Genomic DNA, 24,934 nt, shown 5'->3' on the forward strand with positions numbered 1-24,934 from the left:
TCATCCCTTCACCGCACCCGACGTCAGGCCGGACACGATCCGGCGCTGGAAGAACAGCACGAACACCACGATGGGCACCGTGATCACCATGGCCGCCGCCGCGATCGACCCGGTCGGGTCCTCGAACTGCGAGCTGCCGGTGAAGAACGAGATCGTCGCCGGGGCCGTGCGGGCCGCGCTGGACGACGTCAGCGAGATCGCGAACAGGAAGTCGTTCCAGCACACGATGAACGCCAGGATCGCGGTGGTGACGACGCCCGGCGCCGCCAGCGGCGCGATGACCAGGCGGAACGCCTGGAAGGGCGTGGCGCCGTCCATCTTGGCGGCCTTCTCCAGATCCCACGGGATCTCCCGGAAGAACGTGGACAGCGTGTAGATCGTCAGGGGCAGCGCGAACGTGATGTACGGCAGGATCAGCCCCGGCCAGGTGTTGAACAGGCCGATGCCGCGCCAGATCTGGAACAGCGGCGTCACCAGCGAGATCTGCGGGAACATCGCGATGAGCAGCGAGAACCCGAGCACCAGCGATTTGCCGGGGAAGTCGAGCCGGGCCACCGCGTAGGCGGCCATCGTGCCGACGAGGATGGCGATCACCGTGGAGATCAGCCCGATGCCGATCGAGTTGACCAGCCCGCGCACGAAGTCGTCGTTCTTGAAGATGCCCTTGTAGTTGTCGAGCGTCCACGAGCGCGGGACGAAGTGCCCGTCGGTGATCGTCGCCGGGTCCTTGAAGGACAGCGACGCGATCCACAGCACCGGCACGAGCGCGTACAGCAGCACGAGCAGGTTGATCGCGCCCCATCGGGCCACCACGCGCCGATCGGCCTCCATCAGCGCCGTCCCCCGCTCTGGCCGGGCGTGGACGTCCCGAGCCCCTTGACGAACACGAACGCGATGACCGCGACCGTGACGAAGATCAGTACCGACATGGTGGAGCCGATGCCGAGGTTCAGCCCGCCGATGAGGTTGTGGTAGGCGATCACCGAGACCGACGAGGTGCCCTGCGCCCCGTTGGTGAGGATGTAGATGTTGTCGAAGATGCGGAACGCGTCCAGCGTGCGGAACAGCAGCGCGGCCAGGATCGCGGGCTTCATCAGCGGCAGTGTGATCATCCGGAAGCGCTGCCAGGGCCCGGCGCCGTCCATCGCGGCGGCCTTCAGGGCGTCCTCGGGGACGAGCGCGAGCCCGGCCATGAGCAGCAGCGCCATGAACGGCGTCGTCTTCCAGACCTCGGCCAGGATGATGATGAAGATCGCGGGCCACTGCTGGGTCAGCGGCGCGTCCCCGGCGGGCAGCAGCCCGGCCAGCCAGCCGGTGCCGGGCGTCCAGGCGTACCGCCAGCCGAACGCGGCGGCGACGGTCACGATGCCGTACGGGACGAGGACGGCGGTGCGCATCAGGCCGCGGCCGAGCAGCGTCCGGTACATCACCAGCGCGATCGCCATGCCGAGGACCAGTTCGAGGACGACGCTGATCACGGTGATCACCATCGTGACGCCGAACGCCTGCCACCAGAACGGGCTGGTCAGGACCGTGACGTAGTTCTCCAGCCAGACCCAGCCCCGCCGGTCGGGGAAGCGCAGGTCGTACCGCTGGAGGGAAAGCAGCACCGAGTACACGATGGGCCAGCCCGTCACCAGCAGCATGACGAGCGCCGCCGGGGCGCACAGCCACCAGCCGAGGTTGCGCTCGGACCGCTTGCCCTCGCTCTGCGCCCGGCGGCCCGGGTCGGCGGGCGGCTCGGCACGCGTCGCCGTCGTCACGGGATCACCCCCTTGCTCTGGAGGGCGTCGTCGATCTGCTCGCGCATCGTGCGCAGCGTGCCCTGCGGGTCGATCGCGGCGGGCGGCGACAGCGCCACCGCCATGACCGTCGAGACGTTCTGGTAGGTGGGGGTCTTCGGGCGGGGCGCGGCCGTGCGCAGCGCCGCCAGGATGGTGTCGCGCATCGGGTACGCCTGCGTCATGCCCTCGGCCCGGTAGACGGACTCGATCGTCGGCGGGAGGCCGTCGCGGGTGGCGGCGATGCGCTGGCTCTCGGGGTCGCGCAGGCACAGCGCGGCCTCGAACGACTGACGCGGAAGCTTGGAGTAGGCGCTGACGGCGAAGTTGCCGCCGCCGAGCGGGGCGCGGCCCGCGCCGTCGATGCCCGGATACGGCGCCCAGCGGAAGTTTCGCAGCAGCTCCGGACGGTTCGCGGCCATCGACGCGTACACGAACGGCCAGTTGATCTCGTAGGCGCCGCGGCCGGACTCGACCGCCAGCCGGGCCTCGTCCTCCTTGGTGTTGGACAGCGACGGGTCGGCGGCGGCGGACCGGGCGAACGCCCGCATCGTCCGCAGCGCCGTCTGCGCGGGCGGGCCGAGCGTGACGCGCTCGCCGTTCTCGCTGAGGATCGAGCCGCCCGCCGAGGCGACGAGGCTGTTGAACCAGACGACGATGCCCTCGTACTGCGCGCCGGGCACCTGGCCGTAGTGCGGCTTGCCCGCGCGCTTCAGCCGCGCGGACTCGCGCATCAGCCCGCTCCACGTGGTGGGCGGATTCGGGATGAGGTCCGACCGGTACCAGAGGAGCTGCACGTTGGTGTTGTACGGCGCCGCGTACAGCTTGTCCTGCCAGGTGGCGGTCTCCAGCGGGCCGGGCAGCGTGCCCTGCCGGGCGCGGGCGGCGTCGGCGCCGATCCACTCGCGAATCCAGCCGGCCTCGGCCAGCTCGGCCGTCCAGGTGACGTCCAGGCCGAGGACGTCGAGCCCGGTGTCGCCCGCGGCGAGCCGCCGGACGAGCTGTTCGCGCTGGTCGTCGGCGCCGCGCGGCAGGGTGTTCAGCGCGATGCGGTACCGGCCTCCGGCCTGGGCGTTGCACCGCCGGACGATCGCGTCGATGTTCTCCTGCGGCGCGTTGTAGAGGTTCACGACGCGCGGGCCGCCGTCGTCGCCGCCGCAGCCGGCCAGCAGCCCGGCGGTCAGCGCGAGGGCCGCCGTCAGGGCGGCGGGCGGTCGCACGGCCCGGCGCAGGCGCATGTGGTTGTCCCTCCTCGTGTCCGAGGCGGGACCTACCCGGCCCCCCGACCAAGATCACTTCATGTGACCGAATGCTTACCTTCCGGCCGTGTGCTCCAGGTCGGCGAGGCGGCCGGTGCGGGTGTCCAGGAAGCCGAGCCGGATGAGGTCGTCCCCGGCGAGCGCGTGCAGCGCCCAGTCGCCGAGGGTGCGCGTCTTGGCGCGCAGGCCCGGCAGCGTCAGCAGGTGGTAGCCGCGCGTCACGGCCTGCGCGGGCGGGCCCGACAGCGGCACGCCGACGGGCCGCGCGACGGCCTGCCCGCCGCCGAGGTCGACGACGAGGCCGAGGTCGCGGTGCCGGTACTCGCGGGTGGGGCGGCCCAGCAGCGAGGAGATGACGTTGTCGGCGGCGGTGTGCGCCTGCCGCGTCGCGTGCTGCGCCGTCGGCGGGCAGACCGCGTCGCCGCCGGTCACCAGGTCGGGGACGGCCGCCGCGTCACCGAGCGCGAACACCTCGGGCCGGTCGCTGATCCGCAGGTCGGCGCCGACGACGAGCCGGCCCCGCTCGGTCGCGGCCTTCATCGTCGCGATGACGGGCGCGGGCGTGACACCGGCCGTCCACACGGCGGTGCGGCACGGCAGCACGCGGCCGTCGGTGAGGTGGGCGGTGTCGGCGGTGAGACGCTCCAGGCTGACGCCGAGCCGGATGTCGATGCCGCGGCGGCCGAGGCGGTGCAGGGTGTCGACGCCGAGCCGCTCCCCCAGCTCGGGCAGCAGCCGGTCGGCGACGTCGACCAGCGTCCAGCTCACCAGCGCCGGGTCGAGCCGGGGGAAGCGCCGCATCGCCTTGACGGTGAGCAGTTGCAGGTTGGCGGCGGTCTCGACGCCGGAGTAGCCGCCGCCGACGACGAGGAACCCGCAGCGGGCGGCGCGCTCGGCCGGGTCGTGCGAGGCGCTGGCCAGTTCGAGCTGGGCGATGACGTGGTCGCGCAGGTAGACGGCCTCGGCGAGGTTCTTCATGCCGTGCCCGTGCTCGTGCAGGCCGGGGATGTCGAACGTGCGGGTGACGCTGCCGGGGCACAGGATGAGCCGGTCGTAGTCGACCGGGACGGTGCGGCCGTCGATCAGCGCGACCTCGACGGTGCGGGCGTCCAGGTCGACGCCGACGGCCGAGCCGGGGATGAGCTGCGTCTGGCGCAGCAGCCGGTGCAGCGGCCCGGCGATCGAGCGCGGGTCGAGCACGCCCGCCGCGACCTGCGGCAGCAGCGGCTGATAGAGCGTGTAGCCGAACGGCGCGACGATCCGGATCTGCGCGGCGTGCGGCTTGAGGGACCGTTCCAGCCGGCGGGCGACGTTGTAGCCGGCGAATCCGGCGCCGATGATCACGATGCGGGGTGCGGGCACGACATCCCTCCGATGCGACACGGGGTCTTCGATCACGCACCGTACGTGACCCTTGATCGGAACGTGCCCGGTGATCCCGCTGTCTACTCCCGGCGGGCGTCCTCGGCCCCGAACCTCGTCACCTGGGCCTTTTGCCGCGCACCGGTTTCGTGCGACCGTGTCGGTACGTCCTCCACCGGACCAGGAGTGTGACCCATGCGCATCCGCGACATCCTGCGGAACAAGGGCGACGCGGTGGCCACCGTCGCCCCCGGCACCACCGTCCGCGACCTCCTCGAACTCCTCTCCGAACGGAACATCGGCGCCGCCGTCGTCTCGGCCGACGGCGCGTCCGTCGACGGCATCGTGTCCGAGCGCGACGTCGTCCGGCGGCTGCACGAGCGCGGCGCCGACCTGCTCGCCGCCCCCGTCAGCGAGATCATGACCGCCCGCGTCGAGACGTGCGGCCCGGACGCCGTCGTGGACGACGTGCGCGGCATCATGACCGAGCACCGGTTCCGGCACCTGCCCGTCGTGCAGGACGGGCGGCTCGCCGGGATCGTCAGCATCGGTGACGTCGTCAAGAGCGCGATCGACGTGCTGGAGAGCGAGCGCGAGCACCTCGTCGGCTACATCCAGCAGTCGCCGTAGCGCGGCGCCTAGACGCGCACGGGACGCGGCCGGACGGCCGGTGCCGACGCCACCTCGGCGGCGGCGTCGGCCAGCCGGTCCACCGCCGCGCGCAGCGTGTCCGGCGGCAGCACGTACGGCAGCCGCACGCAGTCCTCCAGGACGCCGTCGACGCCGTAGTCGGGGCCGGGCATGATCCAGACGCCGCGCCGCTCGGCCGCCTCCGCGAGCGCGGCGGCGACCGGGGAGCCCAGCCGCGCCCACAGCGACATGCCCCCGGCGGGCGACGTGAACTCCCAGCCGGGCAGCCGGTCGTGCAGGGCCGCGACGAGCGCGTCGCGGCGGGGCCGCAGCAGCGCGGCGCGCTCGGCGCGGATCTCGGTGACGCGCGCGAGCAGTTCGGCGGTGATGAGCTGGTCCAGGACGGGACTGGCGATGTCGACGGTCACGCGGGCGCGGGCCAGGCGCTCCACCAGCGACACGCCCGCGCGTATCCAGCCGATCCGCAGCCCACCCCACAGCAGCTTGGACGCCGACCCGACGCTGATCACCCGGCCGGACGGGCCGTGCGCGGCCAGCGGCGCGGGCAGCGGCGCGTCCGGGTCGAGGGCGATCTCCGCGAACGACTCGTCGCTGATCAGCAGCGTGTCGGTGCGGTTCGCCGCCGCGACGAGCGCGGCCCGGTCGCGCGCGCTCATCAGGTGGCCGGTGGGGTTCTGGAAGTCGGGGATGAGGTAGGCGGCGCGGACGGCGGACTGCCGCAGGCTCGCGGCGATCAGCTCCACGTCCCATCCGGCGGCCACGCCGACCGGCACGATGCGGGCGCCCCGGCGGCGCAGCGCCCCGAAGGCGTGCTGGTAGGCGGGACGCTCGGTGAGGACGGGGGTACCGGGCTCGACGAGGACGTCCACGAGCAGCGCCAGCGCCTGCTGCGCGCCGGAGGTCACGAGGATCTGCTCCGGCCGGGTGGCGACGCCGCGCGCGGTGTAGCGGGCGGCGATGGCCGCGCGCAGCACGGGCAGCCCCGCCGGGTCGTAGCCGGGGCCGTGGGTGTACCGGGGCAGTTCGGCGACGGCGGCGGCCACGGCGGCGTCGAAGCAGGCGGGCGCGCCGGGGGCGGCGCAGCCGAGGTCGATGACGTCCCCGGCGGTGGCCGGGAGCGGCGCGGCGCCGCGCGGCGGGCGGACGCGGGCGGGCGGCAGCGCCGTCCAGCTTCCGGCGCCCCGGCGGCTGGCGACGAAGCCCTCGGCGCGCAGCGCGTCGTAGGCGGCGGTGACGGTGGTGCGGCTGACGCCGAGCGCGGTGGCCAGTTCGCGTTCGGCGGGCAGCCGGGTCGCGACGGTGAGCCGCCCGTCCTGCACGAGGGTGCGGACCCCGGCGGCCAGCGCCGTGTAGGCGGGGCGTCCCGCCGGTGCCCCGGCGAGCAGCCGGGCCAGTTGGTGCGCGTTCACGCGACGATCGGCCATGGGTCCACTTTCCCGTATTGGACCTTTATTGACCAGTTCACAGCCGGGAAACTAAGGCCACTTGACGGAAGGTAGGAGCAATGGCCCTGTTGGTGCGGCGCCTGGTGCAGCTCTACGGCGGACTGGCCCTCTACGGCGCGGGGATCGGCCTCCAGATCGAGTCCACGCTCGGGAACGATCCATGGGACGTCTTCCACGAGGGACTGTCCCGGGTGTTCGGGCTGTCGATCGGCGCGTGGATCATCATCGTCGGCGCGCTGGTCATGCTGCTGTGGATTCCGCTGCGGCAGCGCCCCGGGCTCGGCACGATCAGCAACGTCGTCCTCGTCGGCGTCTTCGCCGACCTGACGATCCTCGCGCTGCCCACGCCCGAGGCGATGCCGCTGCGCTGGGTCTACCTGCTGGCGGCCATCGTCGTCGGCGGGTTCGCGACCGGCTGCTACATCGGCGCCGGGTTCGGGCCCGGCCCCCGCGACGGGCTGATGACCGGCCTGGCGGCGCGGGGGCACTCCATCCGCGTCATGCGCACCGGCATCGAGGTCACCGTGCTGGCGGTCGGCTGGCTGCTCGGCGGCACCGTCGGCGTCGGGACCGTGCTGTACGCGCTGCTCATCGGGCCGCTCGCGCACGTGTTCGTGCCGCGGCTGCGCGTCCCCGGCGTGGGGCCGGATCAGCGCTCGGCGGCCGTGGAGGTCAGCACCGAGACCAGGTCGTCGGGGAGCACGAGCGCGTCGTCCTCGTACCGGGTCTGAAGGAGCGTCAGTTCGCCGCCGCGCCACCAGTAGACGTGCGGGCTGAGCGACCCCGGGCCGTCCTCCCACGCCCGCCGGGCGTGCGACTGGAGCCCGGCGGTCGCCGCCGCCGTCTCCCGGTAGCGGGCGCGGATGCCCGCCGGGCCCGGCCGCAGCGGATAGGCGACGATCATGCCCCGGTTCGGCACCGTGACCAGCGCGCCGTGCGGGCCGACCGGCAGGTACTCCTCCAGCCACGCCAGGTGCGTGCCGGTGTAGAACGTCCAGCCGTGCATGACCGAGACGCGGACGCCGTCCAGATCCTGCTCCTCGTACTCCAGGGGCCCGTCGGCGCGGACGTTGGAGCGGCCGAGCATGAACAGCGCGTCGCCCGAGACGGGCCAGCCGTGCATCTCCTCGGTGGTGAGGGTGCGGACCGTGGTCGGCGTGTCGACCACGACGACCTCGATGAGGCCGGGCGCGAACGGCCGCGCGGCCAGGCCGCCGTTGTCGGCCTCGGCCGGATACAGGCGGGTGCGCAGCAGATGCTGGGCGAGGTCGAAGTCGGACAGGTCGAGGGGTTCCTCGATCGCGGTGACGACCGTGGTGACGTAGTCGGAGACGAGCGCGGGCCAGTCGCCGCGCGGCACGAGCCGGGCGAGCTGCCACAGCAGCCGCAGGTCGACGTGCAGCCGGTTCGCCCCCTCCAGCATCATGACGTCGCCGGGGCCGCGCCGGCACGTGTAGCCGAGGCTTTCGGCGACGAGGACGAGCAGCGAGTCCAGGGTGCCGTCGCCCGTGGAGTCGGGGCGCGCGTGCCGTCCGGTCATGGGGCACCTCCCGGGAGGACGTCGAGGGTGAGGGCGGTGGCGTCGAGCCGGGCGGGCGCGCCCAGCTCCAGCGTGTGCTGCCGGGGTCCGTGCCCGGCGGGGACGCCCGCCAGGACGGGCACGCCGAGCGGGCCGAGCCGGGCGGCGGTGACGGCGGCGATCTCGGCGGGGTCGCCGCAGTCGGTCCAGGAGCCGAGGACGAGCCCGGCGGCGCCCTCAAGGTACCCCGAGCCGATGAGCTGGACGAGCATCCGGTCCAGGCGGTAGGGCGGTTCGGTCACGTCCTCCAGGAAGACGATGTGCCCGGCGGCCGGCGCCGGGGCGTCCGGCGTGCCGAGCAGGGAGGCGAGCAGCGCGAGGGTGCCTCCGGCGAGCGGGCCTTCGGCGACGCCGCCGCGCACGGCGCCGGTGCCGCGCAGCGTCACCGGGCCGGTGCCGAACAGCGCGGCGCGGAAGGCGTCGGCGGTCTCCCCCGGCCCGGCGGCCAGCGCCCCGGCGATCATCGGGCCGAACGAGGTGGTGACGCCGAGCCGCCGCCCGAACGCGACGTGCAGGGCGGTGACGTCGCTGGAGCCGTGCAGGATCTTGGGCGCGGCGGCGGCCAGCGCCGTCCAGTCCAGGTGGGCGAGGACGCGGGCGGCGCCGTAGCCGCCCCGCGCGCACAGCACCGCGCGCACGTTCGGATCGGTCCACGCTTCGGCCAGATCGGCGGCGCGGTCGGCGTCGGTGCCCGCCAGGACGTGCCGTCCGTCGCCCGGCGGAACGGTCCCGCAGAGGCCCGCGCGGGACAGCACGTGCTTGCCGGGACGCGGGTCGAGGCCGAGGGCGCGCAGCGCGGCGAGCCCGGCGTCGAGCCGGTCGGCGTCCACGGCGCCGCTCGGCGCCACCACCGCCACCCGGTCGCCGGGCGCGAGCCGCGGCGGGCGCGCGGGCAGGACGGCTCCGCCCCTGCCTGCCCCCGGCCGGGCGCCCCCGCTGTTCACGCCGATCCCTCCTCGCGGTGCGACCCATAGAGCTTGTCATCACCGGACCGCGCTGGGAAGGGCGGACCGGGCACCGAACCGATCACCGGGCCGCCGTGCCGAGGACCAGCCCGGCCAGCTCCGGCAGGGCAGTGCCGAGCGGTTCGCGGACGACGGCGTCGGCGAGGGCGTCGTAGGGGGTCGGCTCGGCGTTGACGACGACGAACCGGGCCCCGGCGCGGACGGCCTCCTCGCACAGGCCCGCCGCCGGGTGCACGGTCAGCGACGTCCCGGCGGCGACGAACAGGTCGCACTCGCGGGCGGCGCGCAGCGCGGCGTCCAGCACCTCGCGCACCAGCGACTGCCCGAACGAGATCGTGGCGGCCTTCTGGACGGCGCCGCACTCGGCGCACGGCGGGTCGTCCTCACCGGCGTCGACGCGAGCCAGCACCTCGGGCATGGGGGTGCGCAGCCCGCACGCCAGGCACTCGGCCTCGCGCATCGTGCCATGGATCTCGATGACGGCGGCGGACCCGGCCGCCTGGTGCAGGCCGTCGATGTTCTGGGTGACCAGGCCGCGCAGCCGCCCGGCACGTTCCAGCGCGACGAGCGCCGCGTGCGCGGCGTTGGGCGCGGCGTGCCAGGCGGGGTGGTCGCGGCGGGCCAGCCAGGCGTCGCGGCGGACCTGCGGATCGGCCAGGTAGGCGCCGATGGTGGCGCGGTCGGCCGCGCCCGGATCGCGCGTCCAGACGCCCTGCGGCCCCCGGAAGTCGGGGATGCCGCTGTCGGTGCTGATCCCGGCCCCGGTCAGCACGGTGACCGCGGCCGCGCCCGGCAGCGCGGCGGCCAGCTCCGCGGGAAGGTCCATCCCCCAAGGCTAAGCCCCGCACCCCGCTGGCTTCGCCAAGCCAGCGCCGTACCCGACGTGAACCACTCCGGGTCAGGGCCGTGCCGCCTCGGAGGGCATGATCCTCCGGACCGAAGGGAGGATGATCATGCCCTCCGAGGCGGCACCGAAAGGGCCCTGACTCCGGCCGTGCCGAAGGCGCGGCACAAGCAAGCACGTGGAAGACTGGGACATCACATGAGGTCGACGCCGCACATCCTGGTGATCCACGGGACGAAGGTTCAGCGCCCGGTCTTCGTGCTGGGCGCCCCGCACTCGGGCGCGGATCTGATCGCCCGCGCCCTGAAACGCTCCCCCGGCTTCCATCTGACCGCCGGGCGGCCGAGCGTGCTGCGCGTCACCTACGCGTTCGCGCGGCGTCCCGCGATCGCCACCGAACGCGTCGTCGGCGCCGCCCGCGTGCTGCGCGACGCCTACGCCGAGTCCTGGCAGATCTCCGCGCGCACCTGCGCCGAGTGCCCGCCCGACTGCCGCGAGCTGGCCGGGCTGCGGCTGCGCGCCGGGGCCACCCCGGCCGAGGCCGACCGCGCCGGGCCGTGCGTCGAGAAGGGCAGCGTCACCCGGTTCGGCGACGCCTCCCCCGACCTGCTCTACAGCGCCGACGTCCTGCTGGACGCCTTCCCCGACGCCCAGCTCGTCCAGGTGATCCGCGACGGCCGCGACGTCGTGTCCGACATGCTCACCGACGAGCGCTGCCTGGCCTGGTTCCGGCCCGGCCTGGCCAACCTGGAGACCGTCTTCCCGAACCCGTTCCTCGGCGTCGAGGACGTCGAGGAACGCGCCCGCTGGACCGAGGCGGCGCCCGCCGTCAAGTGCGCGCTGCGGTGGCGGGGCGCGGTGCGGCTCAGCGCCCGGTTGCGGGCGCAGACGCCCGAGGAGCAGCTTCTCACCGTCCGCTACGAGGACCTGGTGGCCCACCCGGCCCGCGTCGCCGGAGCCGTCGCCGGATATCTCGGCACCGAGATCCCGGCGGCCACCGTCTCCGGGCTCGTCCGGCCCGGCGACCGCGAGGCTGAGCCGCCCGAGACGGGCGTCTGGCGCGAGCGGCTGAGCCCGCGCCAGATCACCCAGGTGGAGAAGGTCGCCGGGGTGGAGCTGGCGCGGCTCGGCTACCCGCTCGCCGGGGCGGGCTGACCCGCGTCCCGCGCCGGACGCTCGGCCTGCGGCGCGAACTGGGTGCGGTACAGCTCGGCGTACAGGCCGCCGCGCAGCAGCAGTTCCTCGTGGCGGCCGCGTTCGGCGACGCGGCCGCCGTCGATCACCAGGATCTCGTCGGCCTCGCGGACGGTGGACAGCCGGTGCGCGATGACCAGCGACGTCCGCCCGGCCAGCGCCGTGCTCAGCGCCCGCTGCACCGCCGCCTCGGACTCGGAGTCCAGGTGGGCGGTGGCCTCGTCCAGCACGACGACCGACGGCGCCTTCAGCAGCAGCCGCGCGATGGCCAGCCGCTGCTTCTCCCCGCCCGACAGCCGGTAGCCGCGGTCACCGACGACGGTGTCGAGCCCTTCGGGCATCGCCTCCACCAGCTCACCGATCCGCGCGGCGCGCAGCACGGCCAGGATCTCCTCGTCGGAGGCGCCCGGCCGGGCGTACAGCATGTTCTCCCGGATCGAGTCGTGGAACAGGTGCGCGTCCTGGCTGACGACGCCGACCGTCTCGCGCAGCGACGACAGCGTGATGTCGCGGACGTCCTCGCCGCCGATGCGGACCGTGCCGCCGCTGACGTCGTACATCCGCGACACCAGGTGGGTGATCGTGGACTTGCCCGCCCCGGACGGCCCGACGAGCGCGACCATCCGGCCGGGCTCGGCGGTGAAGTCGATGTCGTGCAGCACCTCGCGCCCGGCGGCGGTGTCGGCGCGGGCGATCGACTCCAGCGACGCCAGCGACACCTCGTCGGCGGCCGGGTAGCGGAACCGGACGTGCTCGAACCGCACGGCGGGCGCGCCGGTCTCGGGCGCGCGCAGCGGACGGGCGGACGGGTCGTCGTCGATGAGCGGCTTGAGGTCGAGCACCTCGAAGACCCGGTCGAAGCTGACCAGTGCCGTCATCACGTCCACATGGACGTTGGACAGCGCGGTCAGCGGCCCGTACATGCGGGTCAGCAGCGTGGCCAGCGCGACGAGCGTGCCGAGCTGGAGCGTGCCGCCGACGGTGAGGGCGCCGCCGACGCCGTAGACCATCGCGGTCGCCAGCGCCGCCACGAGCGTGAGCGCGGTGAAGAACACCCGCCCGTACATCGACGCGACGATGCCGATGTCGCGGACGCGCGCGGCCCGCGCCCCGAACCGCTCCTCCTCCTCGGCGGGACGGCCGTACAGCTTGGCGAGCATCGCTCCGGCGACGTTGAACCGCTCGGTCATCAGCGAGCTCATCTCGGCGTCCAGCTTCATCTGCTCGCGGCTGACCTGCTGGAGGCGCTTGCCGACCCACTTGGCGGGCAGCACGAACACCGGCAGCAGCAGCAACGCGATCAGCGTGACCTGCCAGGACAGGATCAGCATCGTCACCAGCACGAAGATCAGGCTGAGGACGTTGGAGACGATCGAGGACAGGGTGGTGGTGATGGCGCGCTGCGCGCCGATCACGTCGGTGTTGAGGCGGCTCACCAGCGACCCGGTCTGCGCGCGCATGAAGAACGCGACGGGCTGCCGCTGCACGTGCCCGAACACCTGGGTGCGCAGGTCGTAGATGAGTCCTTCGCCGACGCGCGCGGAGTACCAGCGCTGGGCCAGGCCCAGCACGGCCTCCACCAGCGCGAGCCCGGCGACGCCGAACGCGAGCGCGGCGACCAGGCCGGTGTTCCCCGGAACGATGCCCCGGTCGATGATCGACTTGAGCAGCAGCGGGTTCGCGACGACGATGACCGCGGCGAGCGCGTTGAGCGCGAGGAAGATGACGAGTTCGCGGGTGTACGGGCGCGCGTACCCGGCGATGCGGCGGACCGTCCCCGGCTTCAGCTTCTCCTGGGTGACCGAGCTGTCGCGCCGGAACGAGGCCATGACCTGCCAGCCGTTGCCCGGCATTCCCATGGGGCCTCCTGACTGAGGGGTGGGCGCGCCCCGTGCGGGGCGCGCGTCTTCACGTAACCACGTGTGCCGGACAGCACAACGCCCCGCCACACGGCCCGCTTCCCCGCTCCGCTGAGGGCTGAACGCGCCGGTCCCGGACGTGCGGAACGGCCCGGACTGGGCGGGTCCGGGCCGTTCCGCGCGGCTCAGCCCTGGAACGCCGCGGCCATCGCCTTCAGCCGCCCGGCCTGCTCGCGGCGCTCGGCCGCGCACTGCTCGGCCAGGCTGTTGCCCGGCGCCTCCAGCAGCAGCCGCTTGGTCGCCACGGCCGCCTCGGCGTTCACCGCCAGAAGCCGCTCGACGAGCCCGGCGACGGCCGCGTCCAGCCCGTCGCGGGTCGTGGAGATCTCGACCAGGCCGAGCCGGGCCGCCTCGTCGGCCAGGACGGTGCGGGCCGTCAGGCACAGCTCCAGCGCCCGGTTCAGGCCCACGGCCTCCACCAGCGGCTTCGTGCCGGTCAGGTCGGGGACGAGCCCGAGCGCCGGTTCCTTCATGCAGAACTTGACGTCGTCGGCGGCGACGCGGATGTCGCAGGCCAGCGCGAGCTGGAACCCGGCGCCGATCGTGTGGCCGTGCACCGCCGCGATCGAGACGATCTCGGGGCGGCGCAGCCAGGTGTAGCCCTCCTGGAGCCCGGCGATGAAGCCGTCCAGGTCGTCGCCGGCCGGGAACGCGCCCGGGTCGGCGAACATCGACAGGTCGATGCCCGCCGAGAACGACGGGCCCGCGCCGCGCAGCACCACGACCCGCACGCCCGCCGGGAGGTTGCCGCCGATGCGGGCGAGCGTCCGCCAGGTGGCGAACGTCATCGCGTTGCGGCGCTCGGGGCGGTCCAGCGTGACGGTCGCGACCGCGCCGTCGATGTCCAGCGCCAGCCCGGCCTGCGCCAGCGCCTCGGCGTCCGGCAGGCCCGTGGCCGCGGCGTCCCCCATGTTCGTACTCCCTTGCTGCACCGTGCGCCTGACCGACAGGGCGACGCGCCGCCGGAACGACCGGCGACGCGGACGACATGCGGCGGGAGGCCGGGGCGCACGGCCCGTCCGCCACCGCGCCCGAACACTACTCGGTCGCGGTGGCGGCGGGACGGTCGGCTCTCCCCGGGGTGGGGTGGTTAGGACTTCTTCCCGCGCGTCGCGCCGCCGCGACCCCGCAGGTTGACGCCGGACTCGGTGAGAATCCGGTGGATGAAGCCGTACGAGCGGCCGGTGGCGGCTGCCAGTGCGCGGATGCTCTCGCCGGAGTCGTACCTCTTCTTCAGTTCCGTCGCCAGCTTGTCGCGCTCGGCACCGGTCACGCGGGTGCCCTTCTTGAGGGTCTCGGCCACGAGTACCTCCCGTAGTGATGTGGTGACCGCTGCGTTATCCTCCGCCATGATCAGTCATCCACGCCCGTTCGGCTACCCACTCGACGAGAAAAGATCCAACGAAGGTGACAGGCAGGTCACGCGAGCGTCACCAGATCAGCAAACTCGTCACTCCAGATGTCTTCCACCCCATCGGGGAGCAAAATCACGCGTTCCGGGGCCAAAGCGTCCACCGCGCCCTCGTCGTGCGTCACGAGCACGATCGCGCCCTTGAACGTGCGCAGCGCCGCCAGGATCTCCGCGCGGCTCGCCGGGTCCAGGTTGTTGGTCGGCTCGTCCAGGAGCAGCACGTTCGCCGACGAGACGACCAGCATCGCCAGCGCCAGCCGCGTCTTCTCCCCGCCCGACAGCACGCCGGCGGGCTTGTCCACGTCGTCGCCGGAGAACAGGAACGAGCCGAGGATCTTGCGGACCTCGACCGGCGCCAGATCGGGTGAGGCCGACTGCATGTTCTCCAGCACCGAGCGGTTCACGTCCAGCGTCTCGTGCTCCTGGGCGTAGTAGCCGAGGCGCAGCCCGTGGCCGGGCACGACGCTGCCGGTGTCGGCCTTGTCGACGCCCGCCAGGATGCGCAGCAGCGTCGTCTTCCCGGCGCCGTTCAGCCCGAGGATGACCACCCGGCTGCCCTTGTCGATCGCCAGGTCGACGTCGGTGAAGATCTCCAGCGAGCCGTAGGACTTCGACAGGCCCTCCGCCATCAGCGGCGTCCTGCCGCTCGGCGCCGGGTCCGGGAAGCGGATGCGGGCGACCTTGTCGGACTGCCGCTCCCCCTCCACGCCCGCCAGGAGCTGCCGGGCGCGCCGGTCCATCTGCTGGGCCGCCTTGGCCTTGGTGGCCTTGGCGCGCATCTTGTCGGCCTGCGACAGCAGCGTGGCCGCCTGCCGCTGGGCGTTGGCCGACTCGCGCTTGCGCCGCCGCTCGTCGGTCTCGCGCGCCTCCAAGTACTTCTTCCAGCCGACGTTGTACAGGTCGATCGTGGCGCGGTTGGCGTCCAGGTGGAAGACGCGGTTCACCACCACGTCCAGCAGGTCCACGTCGTGACTGATGATCACCAGGCCGCCCTGGTGGTTCTTCAGGAAGTCGCGCAGCCAGGCGATCGAGTCGGCGTCCAGGTGGTTGGTGGGCTCGTCCAGCAGCAGGATGTCGGCGTCGGAGAACAGGATGCGGGCCAGCTCGACGCGGCGCCGCTGCCCGCCCGACAGCGTGCCGAGCGGCTGGGTGAGCACCCGGTCGGGCAGGCCCAGGCTGGACGCGATCGACGCGGCCTCGGCCTCGGCGCCGTAGCCGCCGAGCACGTGCAGCCGGTCCTCCAGCCGTCCGTACTTGCGGACGGCCTTGTCGCGGGCGGCGCCGGTCGCCGTCGCCATCGCCTCCTCGGCCGCGCGCAGGCCCCGGATGACCTCGTCCAGGCCGCGCGCCGACAGGATGCGGTCGCGGGCCAGCTCCGACAGGTCCACGCCGCGCGGGTCCTGCGGGAGGTAGCCGAGCGTGCCCGCGTGCGTCGCCGAGCCGGCCGCGGGCATCGCCTCACCTGCGAGTACCTTGGTGAGGGTGGTCTTCCCCGCGCCGTTGCGGCCCACCAGGCCGACGCGGTCGCCGGGGTTGACGCGGAACGAGGCGCCTTCGATCAGCAGCCGCGACCCGGCGCGCAGTTCGATGTCGTTAGCGATGATCACAGTTGCTTCAGGGCTCCCCTGACGAACGGCTCGGCTGGACAGACGGCAACACAAACCGCGCCGGGCGGGGCCTGTTAACGCGGGAGCGCTTACTGCAACGGTGACCGGCGAGATCCGCCGGTGATCTTCCGACGCGCCGGGCGGGCTGCCTCAACGTGACCTCAATGGTGGCCGACCACAGTTCGCCGGTGAACCCGACCGAACGGAACGTTCGGCGGTCTGCACGTTTCCAGCTCCGTAACAACGGTACCAGAACTGGTCAGTCTTCCTTGACCATGAGCGAGGGAAGGGGTCGACGATGACCCGCTCGACCGAGAACGCAGCACCCGGTACGCCGACCTGGCTCGACATCGGCGTTCCCGACATCGAGGGCGCCAAGGCGTTCTACGGGACGCTGTTCGGCTGGCGCTTCGAGGACCACGGCGCCGAGACCGGGCACTACACCACCTGCTACAAGGACGATCTCCGGGTCGCGGCGATGATGCCGAACCAGGAGGACGGCGCGACCGCGTTCTGGTGGAACGTGTACTTCGCCACCGAGGACGCCGACGCCACCACCGACCGGGTCCGCAAGGCCGGGGGCCACGTCGTCATCGGTCCGGGCGACGTCATGGACCTCGGCCGCATGGCCGTGCTCGACGACCCGGGCGGCGCGCGGTTCGGGATCTGGCAGGGCCGGGAGCACACCGGCGCACAGCTCGTCAACGCGCCCGGCGCGCTGCTGTGGAACGACCTGACGACGCCCGGCGCCGACACCGCCCGCGCGTTCTACCGGGACGTGTTCGGCCTGACGTCCGAACCGGTGCCCGAGACGCCGGGCATGGACTTCACCGTGCTGACCCGCCCGGACGGGCGTCCCGTCGGCGGCATCGTCGGCGACGACGGCGCCGCGCCCGCGTGGCTGAGCTGGTTCGCCGTCGAGGACACCGACGCCGCGCTGGAGCGCGTCCGCTCGTCCGGCGGCACCGCCGACGCGCCGGAGGACATCCCGTGGGGCCGGACCGCCGCGTGCCGCGACCCGTGGGGCGCCGCGTTCGGCGTCATGACGCCCGCGGAGGAGCCGTCGTCCTGAGCGGGCTCAGTCGCGTTCGGCCTGCAACCGCGCGCCGATCGTCTGGTGCAGGCGTTGCAGGCCGGACGTGCCGAGCAGGCCGAGCTGACCCTCGATCTGCCGCAGCAGCCCGCCGTCGGCCGCGACCGTCTCCGACGACTGCATGAGCACGGTGCCCCGGCCGGTGAAGTCGAACTGGTGCTCCTCGCCGGACTGCCCGCCGAGGCCGGTGAGCATCCGGGCGGTGCCGAGCGCGCCGCGCATGTAGGAGTGGTCGTAGTGGTGGCACGGCGACGGGCAGTCGGCCCAGCCCAGCAGCGCCTGCGGGTCGACGCGGATCGGCGGCTCCACGAAGTGCACCGGGCCGTTGGAGGCGGCCACGAACCGGCCCGTGCCGAGCAGCGTCAGGAACCCGGGGATGATCGACTGCTTCAGCTCCAGGCCGGGCTCGAACGCCAGCAGGTTCCCGGCGCGGATCGTCAGGTTGCCGTCGTCCAGGTCGAAGGAGTTGACGTCGAAGCCCCGGTCGGCGAGCAGCAGCTTCCCGGAGCCGGACGCGACGATCCAGTCGTGCGCGTACAGCGGCGAGTGGAAGTGCGACGCGACGAGCGAGTCCAGCGGCCCGGCCGACAGCGCCTCGAAGGAGATCTGCCCGTAGTAGGCGATCATCTTCCCCTTCTGCGCGAACCACCGGCCGCCGTTCAGCTCCACCCCGAAGGCGTAGGAGCTGACGTTGTCGTTGGCGGGCAGCGTCGCCGCGCTGAACGTGGGGGTGCTCACGTCAGATCTTCTCCTCGCTGGCCTGGACGAAGACCGAGCCGGTGCCGCTCAGCCGGAGCTGGAACGCCTCACCGGACCCGCGCCCGACCAGGTCGCGCAGCCCGGCGGCGGTGGCCAGCCGGTTCTCCACGTCGCCCCGGTGCGCGACGTACGCCTGGGGATCGACGTGGACGGGGCGGTCGGGCCGGATCGGCAGCTCCAGCACGCCGCCGTGCGCCAGGACGGCCACCGATCCGTGCCCGGTGAGCGTCGTCGTGAAGAGTCCCTGGCCGGTGACGGCGCCGCGGACCACGCCGCGCAGCCCGCCCTGCTCGCCCATGAACATCGTGCCGGTCTGGAGCGAGGCGTCGTGCACGAGCAGCCGGTCGGCCTCGACGAACAGCGTGTCGCCGCGCAGCTCGACGACGTGCGTCTCCAGGCCGCCCCGGCCGAACAGCACCGTGCCGTGCCCGGTGACGTGCATCATCGCCTCGCGCTCCCCGGCGACGGCGCGGCCGAGCGCGCCGCCGATGCCCTGCCCGGCCGTCGCCGTCGGGGCGAAGTCGACGTGGCCGGTGTAGGCGAGCATCGCGCCGCGACGGCTGTACGCCTCGCGTCCCGGCGCGATGTCCACCTGGAGCATCTTCGCGTTGATCGCGGTGTAACCCGGCATGTCAGATCTCTCTTCAACGGTGACCGGCCACGGTCGGGTCGAGCCTAGTCAGATCTCCAGGGCGCCGGAGCGTTCGGCGGGCTGGACGTACACGACGCCGTGCCCGTGGTAGCGGAACTGGACGGACTCCCCCGACCCCTGGCCGAGGACGGTGCGCCAGTTGACGTCGGTGACGACGTCCTGGCGGAGCTGCCCGTGGTGGGCGACGTAGGCGTGCGGGTCGACGCTGAGCGGGATCTCGGGGGTGACCTGGAGGCCGATGGCCGGGCCGTGCGACAGGATCGCCGCCGTGCCGTGCCCCTCGATCTTGGTGGTGGCCAGGCCCTGGCCGGTGCCCATGCCGCGCAGGCCGACGAACTGCACGCCCGTCTGCAACCCGGCGTCCAGCGCCATGACGCTGTCGGACTCGACGAACAGCGTGTCGCCGCGCAGCGGGATCAGCGTGATCTCGGTGGCCTCGTCGGCGAGGTAGACGGTGCCGTGGCCGGTAACCTCCATGAGCGTGATGCCCTCGCCCGCGACGCGGCGGCGCAGCGCGCCGCGCAGGCCCTCACCGCCGGTGATGCCCTGCCGTTTGAAGGTCATCTCGCCGTCGTAGGCGACCATCGCCCCGTTCCGGGTCCTGATGGTGTCCCCCGCGAGGTCAACAGCCAGAACCTTCGATCCCTGCAACCGAAATCCCGCCACGGGCCGAGAACCTACCGGAACCGCCGGTCGGGTGCCGCCGTCTCCTCCGATCGGAGAGGATGTCGGGCATGTGGATCGCGCCGCGACGGCACGGCTTCGGCCGCTGGATCGTCCCCTGCCTCGTCCTGGCCGCCGGGTTCGGCACGCTGGCCGTGCTGGCGGCGGACGGCCGCGGCGGCACCGGGCTGGTCGCGCTCGGTGCCCTGGCCGGATACGCCGCCCACCTGGCCTACCGGCGCAACGAGCCCGCGCTGCCGATCAGCGAGACGTTCGGCGGCGGGCACCGGGCCCGCGTCCACCTGCGGTCGGCGGCGATGACCGGGGACGTGCTGACCGCCGGCATCGTCGGCGCCCTCGTCGTCCAGGCGCTGCGCGGCGAGGACGTCACCGTGTTCGCCTGGCTGGCCCTGGTGGCGGGCGTCACCTACGCGTTCTCCGCCCTCGTGACCGGACGCGGCTTCTAGGACGACCGCCGAACGGACGGTGAACATTCCCGGACGTGCGTGGTTTCGGACGTTTCGGCCCGTCATGATGCGTTCGTGACGTTGCAGCAGGTCCCCGCGCCGACCCAGGCCGTGTTCGAGCCGGTCGTCGACCTCGGCACGGGCGCGGTCGTCGCCGTGGCCGCGCACGCGTCCGCCGCGCCGGGCGGCGATCCGGTCGCGCGGGACGTCGAACGGGTCGCCGCCGCCGCGCGGGCCACCGCGCCGGTCGCCCGGCTGCCGCTCCAGGTGTCCGTCGCCGCCGGGACGCTCGCGGCGGGCGGCACCGTCCTGGACGACCTGCACGCCGGGCTCTGCGCCGCCGGGCGGCGCCCGCGCGAGGTGACGCTGTGCGCGTCCGGCGGGTTCGCGCCCGCGCAGCGGCCCGTGCTGGCGGCGGCGCTGCGGCGGCTGCGGCAGGCGGGCTACCTCGTCGGGTTCGGCGGGCTCGGCGCCGTCCACCTGCCGCTGGACCTGCTCGCGGACGGGGTGCCGTCCCCGCTCGGCCTCGACCCGGAGCTGGCCCGGCGCGCGGCGGCCGAGGCCCCGCACGCGGCCGTGGTGGCGTCCCTGGTGGCGCTGGCGCGGCGGCTCGGCACGCAGGTGCAGGCGCCGGGGCTGGACAGCGCCGCGCGGGTCGCGCGGCTGCGGGCGCTCGGGGTGCGGCTGGCGCGGGGCCCGGCGCTGGCGCCGCCGGGGTGGCGGCCCGGGGAGCCGGTGACCGTGCCGCTGGCCGACGACGCTCCCGCGCCCGTCGACGTCGGGCCGCGCGTCGCGGAGTTCACCGTGCCCGCCGTGACGCTCCCCGACACCGCGACGGCCGCGCAGGTCCTCGACCTGCTCAACGCCGAGGCGTCGGTGACCAGCGTCGTCCTGCTCGACGAGCGGCAGCGGCCCAGCGCCGCCGTGGACCGCACCCGGTTCCTGCTGGAGATCTCCGGCCCCTACGGGCACGCCCTGCACGCCGCGCGGCCCGCCGCCCGGCTCGCAGACCCGCCCGGGCCGGTGCCGCGGACCGTCCCGGCGATGGCCGCACTGCGGGCCGCCGGACGCGGCGCGCGCGTCCGCGACGACCTCATCGTGGTGGACGAGGTCGGCCGGTGCCTGGGCATCGTCCGGGTGGCCGACCTGCTGCGCGCGCTCACCTGAGCGCTCAGCGCCCGTTCGTCTCTCGCGCCAGGATCGCGGCCTGCACGCGGCTGCGCAGGTCCAGTTTGGCCAGGATGCGGCTGACGTGGGTCTTGGTGGTGGTCTCGGCCATGTCGAGACGGACGGCGATCTGGGCGTTGGACAGGCCCTCGCCGAGGCAGGCGAACACCTCGCGTTCGCGCGGCGTCAGCTCGTCCAGCGCCGGCGGTTTCGCCGGGGCCGCGCCGCCGCCCGCGAACGCCGTGATCAGGCGGCGGGTCACCTTCGGGGCGATGATGCCCTCACCGGACGCGACCGTGCGGACGGCCGCGACGAGCGCGGCGGCCTCGACGTCCTTGAGCAGGAAACCGGCGGCCCCGGCGCGCAGCGCGCCGAAGACGTACTCGTCCAGGTCGAACGTGGTGAGCACGAGGACGTCGGTGGTGCCCACCAGCTCGCGGGTCGCGGAGATGCCGTCCAGCCGGGGCATCCGGATGTCCATCAGGACGACGTCCGGGGCGAGCCGCCGGGCGAGCGCCACCGCCTCCTCGCCGTCGGCGGCCTCCCCCACGACGGTGATGTCGGCGGCGGACCCGAGGATGAGCACCAGGCCCGCCCGCACGGCCGCCTGATCGTCGGCCACCAGCACCCTGATCACGACCCGCCCTCCTTCGCCGCCACCGGCAGCTCCGCGCGCACCCGCCAGCGGCCGTCCGCCGGGCCCGCCTCGAACACGCCGTCCAGCAGCAGCGCCCGTTCCCGCATCCCGACCAGGCCGTTGCCCGACCCCGGCAGGCCGGTGCCGTCGCCGAGCGGGCTGATGACGTCGATCCCGACCTGGTCCGGACCGTACTCCACCCGCACCCGGACCTGCCCCGCACCGCCGTGTTTGAGCGCGTTCGTCAGCGATTCCTGGACGATCCGGTAGGCGGCCAGCTCGACCGCGGCGGGCAGCTCCGGCGGCTCGCCCGCGATCTCCAGCCGGGCGGTCAGGCCCGGCCGGGCACAGCGTTCGACGAGGGCGTCCAGCTCGCTCAGGCGCGGCGCGCGGGGCGGGTCGGCGGCGTCCTCGGCGGCGCGCAGCAACCCGATCATGCGGCGCATCTCGGTGAGCCCCTGCACGCTGTTCTCCCGGATGACCTCCAGTGAGCGCCGGACGCCCTCGCGGTCCAGGTCGGGGACGGTCAGCACCGCCGAGGAGTGCAGCGCGACGGCGCTGAGGTGGTTGGCGATGACGTCGTGGAGTTCGCGGGCCATGCGGGTGCGCTCGGCGGTGACGGCCGACCGGCGGTCCAGCTCGGCGAGCCGGGCGACCTGCTCGGCGCGCTGCCGCTCGGCGGCGGCGCGGTCGCCGTGCTGCACGATGATGAGCCCGGTGAGGACGGGCGAGACCCACGTCGTCCCGGCGACCGCGCCGAGGAACACCGCCGGCGCGAACTGCCCCGACAGGACCGCCAGGACGACGGCGCAGGCCAGCGACGCGCCGACGACGGCGCCGAGCAGCCACCGGTGCGCGCGGCGCGGCCCGTAGACGGTGGCCGAGTAGAGCGCGTCGGTGTAGATGACGGCGCTGCCGAAGCTGGGCCCGAGCAGCAGGTCGGCGGCGTTGGCAGCCGTGGCGACGGCGAGGCCGAGCATGGGCCGCGTCCGGCGCAGCAGCAGGGCGGCGCTGAGCACGCCGAGCGGGATGAGCCGCCAGCGCAGCGCCGGATCCCACCCGGTGTCCCACCGGATGTAGCCCTGGGCGAGCAGCACGAGCAGCCCGCCGCCGAAACCGGCGACCGCGTACAGCGCGTCCCGCCGCGTGGTGAGGTGCACGGAACCATCTCAGCACCTCGGCGGACCCGCCCGCCTCCACCGCGGGACGGTCCCGCCTACATCCTTCGGACGACCCGCGATCGCCCCCTCGCGCAGGACGCGGCCCCCGCTCCGGCGCAGGAACCTGGAGGGGAACGATCGAACAAGGAGGGCACCATGCTGGTCGCGGTCATCGTCGCCTGCGAGATCGGGTTCTGGCTGATCCTGCTCGCGGGCCTCGCCGTGCGCTACCCACTGCGCCGCCCCCGTCTCGGCGGCGCCCTGCTGCTCTGCGTCCCGCTGGTCGACGTCGTCCTGCTGACGGCCACCGTCCTGGACCTGCGCGGCGGCGGCACCGCGAACTTCACCCACGGCCTCGCCGCCGCCTACCTCGGCTACTCGGTCGCCTTCGGCCACTCCTGGGTGAAATGGGCCGACGCCCGCTTCGCCCACCGCTTCGCCGACGCCCCGGCACCGATCAAACCACCCAAGTACGGCCGCGCCCGCACCCGCCACGAATGGCGCGAATTCGCGAAGGCCGCCATAGCCACGGCCCTGGCCTGCGGCGTCCTCCTCACCATGACCGTCATGATCGACGATCCGTCCCGCACCGAAGCCCTAACCGGCTGGACCGGACGCCTGGGCCTCGTCCTCGCCGTCTGGTCCCTCTGGCCCATCACCCACACCCTCTGGCCCAGCAAACCCCCGGCGAACCCGATCGGCTCCGGCTCCGGAGCTCATCGGTCCGACTCTTTTGCCTCACGAGAATGACGAACCAAGGGCACACCGGGGCGTCCACGTACTATGGGACCGGTCTGACCGTTCGAGCGGCTGCCCCTCGGCCGGGCCACTACCGTATGCATATGGGCGACAGCGGATCGGAACTGTCCACCGTGGAAACGCGTGAGAAGGCACTCCAGCAGCTCGCGGCATTCGCCGAGAGCAAAGGTTTCACGTTCTCCAAGCTTGAGTCGCTTGGTGACGAGATCGTCATGCTCGCGGGCACGAGATGGGAGCACGACGACATCATCGTGCAGATCCGGGATCAGGTCCCCCGGGATCGCCGTTGCAAGATCACCGGTGTTGACCTTCAGCTCACGTCCGAGCCACGTGAACCGATTCCGGATCTGGTGGTCGTTTCCGAGCCGCTGCGGCCGGGTGCGAAGCCGTGGGCGCACGAGACCGAACTGCTCGTGGAAGTCGTCTCGCAGCGGAACTTCCGTGAGGACTACGAGGGCAAGCGCGTTCGCTACTCCATGTCCGGGGCGCCGCAGTATCTCCTCATCGACCCCCGTCAAGGCGTCTGTGTCCTGTACAGCGGGCCGGTGAAGCCGGAAGGGACCTACGCCGAGGTCACCACCACGACCTTCGGCGAGCCGATCAGGGGACTGGACTGCATGGACGGCGGAGAGATCGACACTTCGGAGTTCCTGCGCTACGCCTGAGAACACGCGTGTGGCCGCCGCCCATCCGGGCGGCGGCCACGCGCGTGACGATGGTTCAGAGGTTGAAGCCGAGGGCTCGGAGTTGGTCGCGGCCCTCGTCGGTGATCTTGTCGGGGCCCCACGGGGGCAGCCAGACCCAGTTGATCTTGACGTCCTTGACGAGGTCGGTGAGGGCGCTGTGCGCCTGGTCCTCGATGACGTCGGTGAGCGGGCAGGCGGCGCTGGTGAGGGTCATGTCGAGGGTGGCAGTGTCGTCGGCGAGGTTGACGCCGTAGACGAGGCCGAGGTCGACGACGTTGATGCCCAGCTCGGGGTCGACGACGTCCTTGAGGGCCTCCAGGATCTCCTCCTCGGGGCTCGCGTCGGCCACGGGGACGTCGATCCCCTCGTCGATGCCGGAATCGGTGCCGGTGTCGGTCATGATGCCTCTCCGAGAGCGCGTGCGGTCGCGTCCTTCCAGGCCATCCAGCCCAGCAGGGCGCACTTGATGCGGGCGGGGTACTTGGAGACCCCCACGAAGGCGACGGCGTCCTCCAGGACGTCCTCGTCGGGCTCGGCCTTGCCCTGGGACTGCATCAGCTCCAGGAAGGCGTCACCGATCTCCATCGCGTCCTTGACGGACTTGCCGATCACCAGATCGGTCAGGACCGAGGCGCTGGCCTGGCTGATCGAGCAGCCCATGGCGTCGTAGGAGACGTCGGTGAGGGTCGCGTCGCGGCCCTCACCGCTCAGGTGCACACGCAGCGTGATCTCGTCGCCGCACGTCGGGTTGACGTGGTGCGCCTCACCCTCGAACGGCTCCCGCAACCCCTTGTTCTGCGGGTTGCGGTAGTGGTCGAGAATGACCTCCTGGTACATCGCCTCAAGCTGCATGTCTTCCTCTCACGGACCGCTC

27 protein-coding genes are annotated in these 24,934 nt (G+C 73.3%); 8 read left to right on the top strand and 19 right to left on the bottom strand.

Annotated features, from left to right (window positions below; translation table 11 throughout):
* The 4 genes from C229_RS0118130 to C229_RS0118145 form a co-directional block, all read right to left on the bottom strand.
* A complete protein-coding gene (locus C229_RS0118130) occupies window positions 1–831 on the bottom strand; it encodes a carbohydrate ABC transporter permease (protein ID WP_018656513.1) in 831 nt (276 codons plus the stop codon).
* The gene (locus C229_RS0118135) at window positions 831–1,763 is read right to left on the bottom strand and encodes a carbohydrate ABC transporter permease (protein ID WP_018656514.1); all 933 of its coding nucleotides are present in this window, start codon (window positions 1,761–1,763) and stop codon (window positions 831–833) included. The genes C229_RS0118130 and C229_RS0118135 overlap by 1 nt, the downstream gene beginning before the upstream one ends.
* Window positions 1,760–3,019, bottom strand: a complete 1,260-nt coding sequence (locus tag C229_RS0118140) for an ABC transporter substrate-binding protein (RefSeq protein WP_018656515.1) — start codon at window positions 3,017–3,019, stop codon at window positions 1,760–1,762. Before C229_RS0118140 ends, C229_RS0118135 begins: the two co-directional genes overlap by 4 nt.
* Window positions 3,020–3,094: 75 nt before the next feature.
* A complete protein-coding gene (locus tag C229_RS0118145; RefSeq protein ID WP_018656516.1) occupies window positions 3,095–4,402 on the bottom strand; it encodes an NAD(P)/FAD-dependent oxidoreductase in 1,308 nt (435 codons plus the stop codon).
* A 195-nt stretch (window positions 4,403–4,597) separates the two neighbouring features.
* Here C229_RS0118145 and C229_RS0118150 point away from each other — a divergent pair, with 195 nt between their 5' ends.
* Entirely contained in the window at window positions 4,598–5,032 is a 435-nt protein-coding gene (locus tag C229_RS0118150; protein WP_018656517.1) for a CBS domain-containing protein, read from the top strand.
* An 8-nt stretch (window positions 5,033–5,040) separates the two neighbouring features.
* On the opposite strand, the gene yczR is transcribed toward C229_RS0118150, so the two are convergent.
* Window positions 5,041–6,477, bottom strand: a complete 1,437-nt coding sequence (yczR, locus tag C229_RS0118155) for a MocR-like transcription factor YczR (protein WP_081639927.1) — start codon at window positions 6,475–6,477, stop codon at window positions 5,041–5,043.
* Window positions 6,478–6,557: 80 nt separating this feature from the next.
* Between yczR and yczE the strand changes: the two genes are divergently transcribed.
* Window positions 6,558–7,229, top strand: coding sequence for a membrane protein YczE (yczE, locus tag C229_RS0118160; protein WP_018656519.1), 672 nt, complete (start codon window positions 6,558–6,560; stop codon window positions 7,227–7,229).
* Here the strand turns inward: yczE and C229_RS0118165 are convergent.
* From C229_RS0118165 to C229_RS0118175, 3 genes are all read right to left on the bottom strand, one after another.
* Window positions 7,148–8,038, bottom strand: a complete 891-nt coding sequence (locus tag C229_RS0118165; RefSeq protein WP_018656520.1) for a hypothetical protein — start codon at window positions 8,036–8,038, stop codon at window positions 7,148–7,150. The genes yczE and C229_RS0118165 overlap by 82 nt on opposite strands.
* The gene (locus tag C229_RS0118170) at window positions 8,035–9,021 is read right to left on the bottom strand and encodes a S66 peptidase family protein (RefSeq protein WP_018656521.1); all 987 of its coding nucleotides are present in this window, start codon (window positions 9,019–9,021) and stop codon (window positions 8,035–8,037) included. Before C229_RS0118170 ends, C229_RS0118165 begins: the two co-directional genes overlap by 4 nt.
* Before the next feature lie 82 nt (window positions 9,022–9,103).
* A complete protein-coding gene (locus C229_RS0118175) occupies window positions 9,104–9,868 on the bottom strand; it encodes an SIR2 family NAD-dependent protein deacylase (RefSeq protein ID WP_018656522.1) in 765 nt (254 codons plus the stop codon).
* A 216-nt stretch (window positions 9,869–10,084) separates the two neighbouring features.
* Here C229_RS0118175 and C229_RS0118185 point away from each other — a divergent pair, with 216 nt between their 5' ends.
* The gene (locus tag C229_RS0118185; RefSeq protein ID WP_018656524.1) at window positions 10,085–11,041 is read left to right on the top strand and encodes a sulfotransferase family protein; all 957 of its coding nucleotides are present in this window, start codon (window positions 10,085–10,087) and stop codon (window positions 11,039–11,041) included.
* On the opposite strand, the gene C229_RS0118190 is transcribed toward C229_RS0118185, so the two are convergent.
* The 4 genes from C229_RS0118190 to C229_RS0118205 all read right to left on the bottom strand — a co-directional run bounded on the left by C229_RS0118190 (window position 11,017) and on the right by C229_RS0118205 (window position 16,017).
* On the bottom strand, window positions 11,017–12,939 hold the full coding sequence (locus C229_RS0118190; protein WP_051109007.1) for an ABC transporter ATP-binding protein: 1,923 nt from the start codon (window positions 12,937–12,939) through the stop codon (window positions 11,017–11,019). The genes C229_RS0118185 and C229_RS0118190 overlap by 25 nt on opposite strands.
* Before the next feature lie 185 nt (window positions 12,940–13,124).
* Entirely contained in the window at window positions 13,125–13,910 is a 786-nt protein-coding gene (locus C229_RS0118195) for an enoyl-CoA hydratase/isomerase family protein (protein WP_018656526.1), read from the bottom strand.
* Between the two features lie 179 nt (window positions 13,911–14,089).
* Window positions 14,090–14,302 (bottom strand): helix-turn-helix domain-containing protein, encoded by a 213-nt coding sequence (locus tag C229_RS0118200; protein ID WP_018656527.1) that lies wholly within the window; start codon window positions 14,300–14,302, stop codon window positions 14,090–14,092.
* Between the two features lie 116 nt (window positions 14,303–14,418).
* Window positions 14,419–16,017 (bottom strand): ABC-F family ATP-binding cassette domain-containing protein, encoded by a 1,599-nt coding sequence (locus C229_RS0118205; protein WP_018656528.1) that lies wholly within the window; start codon window positions 16,015–16,017, stop codon window positions 14,419–14,421.
* Between the two features lie 298 nt (window positions 16,018–16,315).
* On the opposite strand from C229_RS0118205, the gene C229_RS0118210 reads away from it, so the two are divergent.
* Window positions 16,316–17,089 carry a VOC family protein gene (locus C229_RS0118210; RefSeq protein WP_018656529.1) on the top strand — a complete coding sequence of 258 codons (774 nt, stop codon included), beginning with the start codon at window positions 16,316–16,318 and terminating at the stop codon, window positions 17,087–17,089.
* Window positions 17,090–17,095: 6 nt separating this feature from the next.
* Here C229_RS0118210 and C229_RS0118215 read toward each other — a convergent pair whose 3' ends face one another.
* From C229_RS0118215 to C229_RS0118225, 3 genes are read right to left on the bottom strand one after another with little or no spacing between them, the layout of a single operon-like run.
* Window positions 17,096–17,848, bottom strand: coding sequence for an AIM24 family protein (locus tag C229_RS0118215; RefSeq protein ID WP_018656530.1), 753 nt, complete (start codon window positions 17,846–17,848; stop codon window positions 17,096–17,098).
* A gap of 1 nt (window position 17,849) precedes the next feature.
* A complete protein-coding gene (locus C229_RS0118220) occupies window positions 17,850–18,500 on the bottom strand; it encodes an AIM24 family protein (RefSeq protein WP_018656531.1) in 651 nt (216 codons plus the stop codon).
* A gap of 48 nt (window positions 18,501–18,548) precedes the next feature.
* The gene (locus tag C229_RS0118225; protein ID WP_026313908.1) at window positions 18,549–19,187 is read right to left on the bottom strand and encodes an AIM24 family protein; all 639 of its coding nucleotides are present in this window, start codon (window positions 19,185–19,187) and stop codon (window positions 18,549–18,551) included.
* 68 nt (window positions 19,188–19,255) lie between these two features.
* Here C229_RS0118225 and C229_RS0118230 point away from each other — a divergent pair, with 68 nt between their 5' ends.
* On the top strand, window positions 19,256–19,651 hold the full coding sequence (locus tag C229_RS0118230; RefSeq protein ID WP_018656533.1) for a hypothetical protein: 396 nt from the start codon (window positions 19,256–19,258) through the stop codon (window positions 19,649–19,651).
* A gap of 75 nt (window positions 19,652–19,726) precedes the next feature.
* On the top strand, window positions 19,727–20,818 hold the full coding sequence (locus C229_RS0118235) for an EAL domain-containing protein (RefSeq protein ID WP_018656534.1): 1,092 nt from the start codon (window positions 19,727–19,729) through the stop codon (window positions 20,816–20,818).
* A 4-nt stretch (window positions 20,819–20,822) separates the two neighbouring features.
* Here the strand turns inward: C229_RS0118235 and C229_RS0118240 are convergent, their stop codons facing one another.
* Both C229_RS0118240 and C229_RS0118245 read right to left on the bottom strand, forming a co-directional pair.
* A complete protein-coding gene (locus C229_RS0118240; protein ID WP_018656535.1) occupies window positions 20,823–21,455 on the bottom strand; it encodes a response regulator in 633 nt (210 codons plus the stop codon).
* Complete coding sequence (locus C229_RS0118245) at window positions 21,452–22,615, bottom strand: sensor histidine kinase (protein WP_018656536.1); 1,164 nt, start codon at window positions 22,613–22,615, stop codon at window positions 21,452–21,454. The genes C229_RS0118240 and C229_RS0118245 overlap by 4 nt, the downstream gene beginning before the upstream one ends.
* A gap of 156 nt (window positions 22,616–22,771) precedes the next feature.
* On the opposite strand from C229_RS0118245, the gene C229_RS31030 reads away from it, so the two are divergent.
* Window positions 22,772–23,365 (top strand): hypothetical protein, encoded by a 594-nt coding sequence (locus tag C229_RS31030; protein ID WP_018656537.1) that lies wholly within the window; start codon window positions 22,772–22,774, stop codon window positions 23,363–23,365.
* Window positions 23,366–23,457: 92 nt separating this feature from the next.
* The gene (locus tag C229_RS31035) at window positions 23,458–24,039 is read left to right on the top strand and encodes a Uma2 family endonuclease (RefSeq protein WP_018656538.1); all 582 of its coding nucleotides are present in this window, start codon (window positions 23,458–23,460) and stop codon (window positions 24,037–24,039) included.
* A 55-nt stretch (window positions 24,040–24,094) separates the two neighbouring features.
* Here C229_RS31035 and C229_RS0118260 read toward each other — a convergent pair whose 3' ends face one another.
* Entirely contained in the window at window positions 24,095–24,460 is a 366-nt protein-coding gene (locus C229_RS0118260) for a metal-sulfur cluster assembly factor (RefSeq protein WP_018656539.1), read from the bottom strand.
* On the bottom strand, window positions 24,457–24,912 hold the full coding sequence (gene sufU / locus C229_RS0118265) for a Fe-S cluster assembly sulfur transfer protein SufU (RefSeq protein ID WP_018656540.1): 456 nt from the start codon (window positions 24,910–24,912) through the stop codon (window positions 24,457–24,459). The genes C229_RS0118260 and sufU overlap by 4 nt, the downstream gene beginning before the upstream one ends.
* Window positions 24,913–24,934 lie beyond the last annotated feature (22 nt).

This window comes from Actinomadura flavalba DSM 45200 (assembly GCF_000374305.1).
GTDB lineage: Bacteria > Actinomycetota > Actinomycetes > Streptosporangiales > Streptosporangiaceae > Spirillospora > Spirillospora flavalba.

Coding starts and splice junctions, on each gene's coding strand:
- yczR (WP_081639927.1), bottom strand. CDS start 6,477: ATGGCCGATCGTCGCGTGAACGCGCACCAACTGGCCCGGCTGCTCGCC.
- C229_RS0118260 (WP_018656539.1), bottom strand. CDS start 24,460: ATGACCGACACCGGCACCGATTCCGGCATCGACGAGGGGATCGACGTC.
- C229_RS0118185 (WP_018656524.1), top strand. CDS start 10,085: ATGAGGTCGACGCCGCACATCCTGGTGATCCACGGGACGAAGGTTCAG.
- sufU (WP_018656540.1), bottom strand. CDS start 24,912: ATGCAGCTTGAGGCGATGTACCAGGAGGTCATTCTCGACCACTACCGC.
- C229_RS0118130 (WP_018656513.1), bottom strand. CDS start 831: ATGGAGGCCGATCGGCGCGTGGTGGCCCGATGGGGCGCGATCAACCTG.
- yczE (WP_018656519.1), top strand. CDS start 6,558: ATGGCCCTGTTGGTGCGGCGCCTGGTGCAGCTCTACGGCGGACTGGCC.
- C229_RS0118140 (WP_018656515.1), bottom strand. CDS start 3,019: ATGCGCCTGCGCCGGGCCGTGCGACCGCCCGCCGCCCTGACGGCGGCC.
- C229_RS0118165 (WP_018656520.1), bottom strand. CDS start 8,038: ATGACCGGACGGCACGCGCGCCCCGACTCCACGGGCGACGGCACCCTG.
- C229_RS0118175 (WP_018656522.1), bottom strand. CDS start 9,868: ATGGACCTTCCCGCGGAGCTGGCCGCCGCGCTGCCGGGCGCGGCCGCG.
- C229_RS0118190 (WP_051109007.1), bottom strand. CDS start 12,939: ATGGGAATGCCGGGCAACGGCTGGCAGGTCATGGCCTCGTTCCGGCGC.
- C229_RS0118195 (WP_018656526.1), bottom strand. CDS start 13,910: ATGGGGGACGCCGCGGCCACGGGCCTGCCGGACGCCGAGGCGCTGGCG.
- C229_RS0118230 (WP_018656533.1), top strand. CDS start 19,256: ATGTGGATCGCGCCGCGACGGCACGGCTTCGGCCGCTGGATCGTCCCC.
- C229_RS0118210 (WP_018656529.1), top strand. CDS start 16,316: ATGACCCGCTCGACCGAGAACGCAGCACCCGGTACGCCGACCTGGCTC.
- C229_RS31030 (WP_018656537.1), top strand. CDS start 22,772: ATGCTGGTCGCGGTCATCGTCGCCTGCGAGATCGGGTTCTGGCTGATC.
- C229_RS0118150 (WP_018656517.1), top strand. CDS start 4,598: ATGCGCATCCGCGACATCCTGCGGAACAAGGGCGACGCGGTGGCCACC.
- C229_RS31035 (WP_018656538.1), top strand. CDS start 23,458: ATGGGCGACAGCGGATCGGAACTGTCCACCGTGGAAACGCGTGAGAAG.
- C229_RS0118220 (WP_018656531.1), bottom strand. CDS start 18,500: ATGCCGGGTTACACCGCGATCAACGCGAAGATGCTCCAGGTGGACATC.